4 protein-coding genes are annotated in these 3,543 nt (G+C 38.8%); all 4 read left to right on the forward strand.

Annotated features, from left to right (window positions below; genetic code table 11):
- Window positions 1–350 precede the first annotated feature (350 nt).
- On the forward strand, window positions 351–1,328 hold the full coding sequence (locus tag VLB74_RS04575; protein ID WP_325202279.1) for a phage baseplate assembly protein V: 978 nt from the start codon (window positions 351–353) through the stop codon (window positions 1,326–1,328).
- On the forward strand, window positions 1,321–2,118 hold the full coding sequence (locus tag VLB74_RS04580) for a phospholipase effector Tle1 domain-containing protein (RefSeq protein ID WP_325202280.1): 798 nt from the start codon (window positions 1,321–1,323) through the stop codon (window positions 2,116–2,118). The genes VLB74_RS04575 and VLB74_RS04580 overlap by 8 nt, the downstream gene beginning before the upstream one ends.
- Before the next feature lie 125 nt (window positions 2,119–2,243).
- Complete coding sequence (locus tag VLB74_RS04585) at window positions 2,244–3,185, forward strand: DUF2931 family protein (protein WP_325202281.1); 942 nt, start codon at window positions 2,244–2,246, stop codon at window positions 3,183–3,185.
- A gap of 31 nt (window positions 3,186–3,216) precedes the next feature.
- Window positions 3,217–3,543, forward strand: a 327-nt coding sequence (locus VLB74_RS04590; RefSeq protein ID WP_325202282.1) for a phage baseplate assembly protein V, incomplete at its 3' end; no start/stop codon positions are given.

The following is a 3,543-nucleotide window of genomic DNA, read 5'->3' on the forward strand; positions in this document are numbered from 1 at the left end:
GTTAACACTGTTGATCAACGATTAGAAAAAATATTACCCTATAAACAATGTATAGACAGTATAATTATTGAGGCTTATAGTATAAAACATCAACGAGTATATAGATTTTCTTATCCCATAAAATAATCATATTTATTAAAACTGAGATTATATGCTCTTCTGCGACGAATATCTACTCAAATTTTAAAAGAACTCGTAGCGTTTGCAACAACAATAACTAAAACAGAAGTAACGCCAAACTATTGAAATTCAATTTTTAAAGCATCGTTTTACAAACGTTTTATTTGGTAAACATAAGTGAGAAAGCACTTATCACATGAGAGAGTCTGATTCAAACGGCTCTGGAAGAAATGGTTCAACTGCAGACCAACGGTAAGGATGCCAACAGCATTTTCTACAGCGGCGTTTCCTATCTTCCACTCAGTATAGGTCAGAAATTCACGATAAAAAACAAAACCGTTGAGCATAATTTACTGGTTATTGAAGTAACCCACAACTCGGAAGTACACGGAAACTACAATTGCGAATTTAAAGCCAGCCCAGCCGATGTGACCATACCACATTACACGGATGTTCACGCCTACGCCAAAGCCGAAACCCAGCCCGCTAAAGTAACAGACAATAACGATCCTAATGGTTTAGGAAGAGTACAAGTTTCATTCAACTGGGCCGGTGGCAGTACAAAAAGCGACTGGTTGCGTCTTATTCAGCCTCATGCAGGAGCGGGAAAAGGATTTTATTTCATTCCAGAAATTGGCGAGGAAGTGCTCGTAGGCTTTGAGGGCGGAAATGCTGAGAGACCCTATGTTATGGGAACTAACTACAACGGAAGCGAAAGTTCGGGATATGCGGATGGGAGTAATAATTTAAAAGCGATTCATACCCGAAGCGGAACTAAAATTATCCTAAATGACGAAGAAGGAAGCGTTTTCATTGAAGATCCAAGCGGAAATACCTGGAAAATGGATGGAAAGGGGAATATTAATGTTACCGCGACAAATGATATAATCTTTACAGCCGGTAAAAATTTTAACATAAATGTAGGTGAAAACATGACTACCAACATAGCAATGAATAAATCTGACACTGTTGGCATGAACACTACTGAAAGCACCGGTGAAACGAAAATGACGATAGTAACCGGAGATTTTTTAACAAATGTAGAGGGAAGCCTATTTGAATTGATAAAAGGAAACAGAGAGTCAGAAAGCAAGGAAAGAAAAGAAACAGCAAAATTGGTAACTCTAGACAGTACAGAGGCAGCAATAAATATAAAAAGTGCCAAAAACATAAACTCGCATAGCGGCGAAAAACCCAAAAATGCTTAACTATCTGATTGCCAACGACATGTCTGAGGTGAAAGAAATATTTTTCAAATTTGTGGGTTTATACGATACTGTTTCTTCGCATGGTCTGTACCATGGAAATGATGTTTCCGATTTAGGTCTTGATGCGATAAAGAAAGCAAAAATGGTTTTTCAGATTTCAGCAGCCGATGAATACCGGGAAAATTTCGATTTGACAAATATCCGCAGTGCCGGTCTGCGTGGACTTGAATTGACACTCCCAGGAGTACACTCAGATATTGGAGGTTCGTATTTGGGATATGCGGAAGAGCGAAGTGCTGTTTATAGTGAAACATATACTGAAACCTATATTGAGAATCGTCAGACTGTTCCGAATATTAAAAATGCTGCTGCTTTTAAAAAAATATTAGTAGATGAAGGATGGTATGAAGAAAGTGAACTAATTTTTGATTTTAAATATGAAGAAAACAAAACCTATCTTGTAGGTAATCGCGTTCTTCAAAACACCTACGATAGAATTGCCCTGAATAAAATGATCATGGTCTCCATGCAGTTTGATGTAAAATATGATAAAGCAATCGTAAAACAAAAGACAAATATATCAGATTCGTTTCTCGCTGGTATTTTCTCGCAGTTAACGCAATACAGCAGGGCAGTTATGGCGCATCGAAATGCTTTTATTAAGAGAAAAAAAGAACGCACAGCAATACATAGAAGAATCGGGAAAAATAAGTTATCTGGATTATATAAATCCAGAAGATTTAAAAAAACTGCGCCACGAGTATCTGCACTGGTCGGTGAAGGCAGATAAATTTGGTTTGGGCCCAAGATTCGATGGCGTATTGCCAGCAGAAAAACGTAAAAGAGAGATACATAATGGATAGAGTTTACAAAATTTTAGTTTTACTAATAATAAGTTTAAATGTAAGTTGCCAAATGAAAAACAAATACGAATGGGAGAGTTATACCTGCCAGCCGCCACTGGCGGTCAAAGGAAATCAAAATTTATATAGAGTGGAATTTGTCCGGGGAGATATCATTACGATGGAAGGTATTCCTGCCACTCTGCCTTTTGGAGGATCGTCTGGCTTTTGGGGAGATTCAGGAAAAAGTTGGACCTCCCAACACGGCACCCCCATAGGGGCCGATGTGATTTACTATGCGGGTTACGAAGATACGTTTTACCACCTCAAGACCGATTTCCCCCTGGAAGAGATGAAAAAGGCCGTAGATACAACCTATCAATATAAGGATGATACTTTTGAAAAGTTTTCGGGCTTGATATTTGGTTTTGCCCCACAGGGTATGGTAGTGGTCTGGAAAGAATATGGCGTTATCAGGATCGAATTGGGGCGGTATCAGGCAGAAGTAATCAAAGAAGACAAAAAGCTAGAGGAACAACTTTTTAGAAGCTGGTCTATGAACCGAGAAGAAGTAAAGGAAAGGGACTTCATGCAAAATACTTCCTGTGCCAAATGGGACATGTACCGAAAACGCTATACTTTCAGGATAGTGATGCAAAATGAAAACCGAAAGTTGCGTTTATTCAGATATTGTTTTACCAATTACAACGGAGAAAAAGATATTATTTTTATGCCTCCCCGCCCGGCAACCACTTATGACAATCGCGCTTTGCCGCAAATTCTGGAGCTGGACTGGGAAACCGGGTTCTATGAACGTTTTCGGGGCAATATATTTTTGAATGAAAAAGTGATATTCGAAAAATTCAAAAATTTCAAACCCGAGGGCAAGCAGGAGTTCCAAGTAAAAATAAGCAAAGACAACAAAAAACTTGAACTGTTCTTAAACAATGAACCCATTGAAGTGGACAGTGTACGGATTTACAAGGGATCGGTCATTTATAAAGACTCTTACTAAAGGTTTTGAAGGATTAAAGAGATGATATATCATTTCAACTGATGTTGCAGCACCACATTACACAGACGTTCATGTTTATGCCAAGGTAAAAGACAATAACGATCTGCAAGGATTAGGATGTGTAAAAGTAAATTTTAATTGGGCCGGTGGCAGTACAAAAAGCGACTGGTTGCGTCTTATCCAGCCTCATGCAGGTGCCGGAAAAGGATTTTATTTCATCCCTGAGATTGACGAGGAAGTACTCGTAGGCTTTGAGGGCGGAAATGCTGAGAGACCCTATGTTATGGGAACTAACTACAACGGAAGCGAAAGTTCGGGATATGCGGATGGGAGTAATAATTTAAAAGCGATTCATACC

Origin of the sequence: Flavobacterium sp., from assembly GCF_035456225.1 — a bacterium.
GTDB lineage: Bacteria > Bacteroidota > Bacteroidia > Flavobacteriales > Flavobacteriaceae > Flavobacterium.

Excerpts from the sequence above, each read along its gene's own strand:
- VLB74_RS04585 (WP_325202281.1), top strand. The coding sequence starts at position 2,244 with ATGAAAAACAAATACGAATGGGAGAGTTATACCTGCCAGCCGCCACTG.
- VLB74_RS04580 (WP_325202280.1), top strand. The coding sequence starts at position 1,321 with ATGCTTAACTATCTGATTGCCAACGACATGTCTGAGGTGAAAGAAATA.
- VLB74_RS04575 (WP_325202279.1), top strand. The coding sequence starts at position 351 with ATGGTTCAACTGCAGACCAACGGTAAGGATGCCAACAGCATTTTCTAC.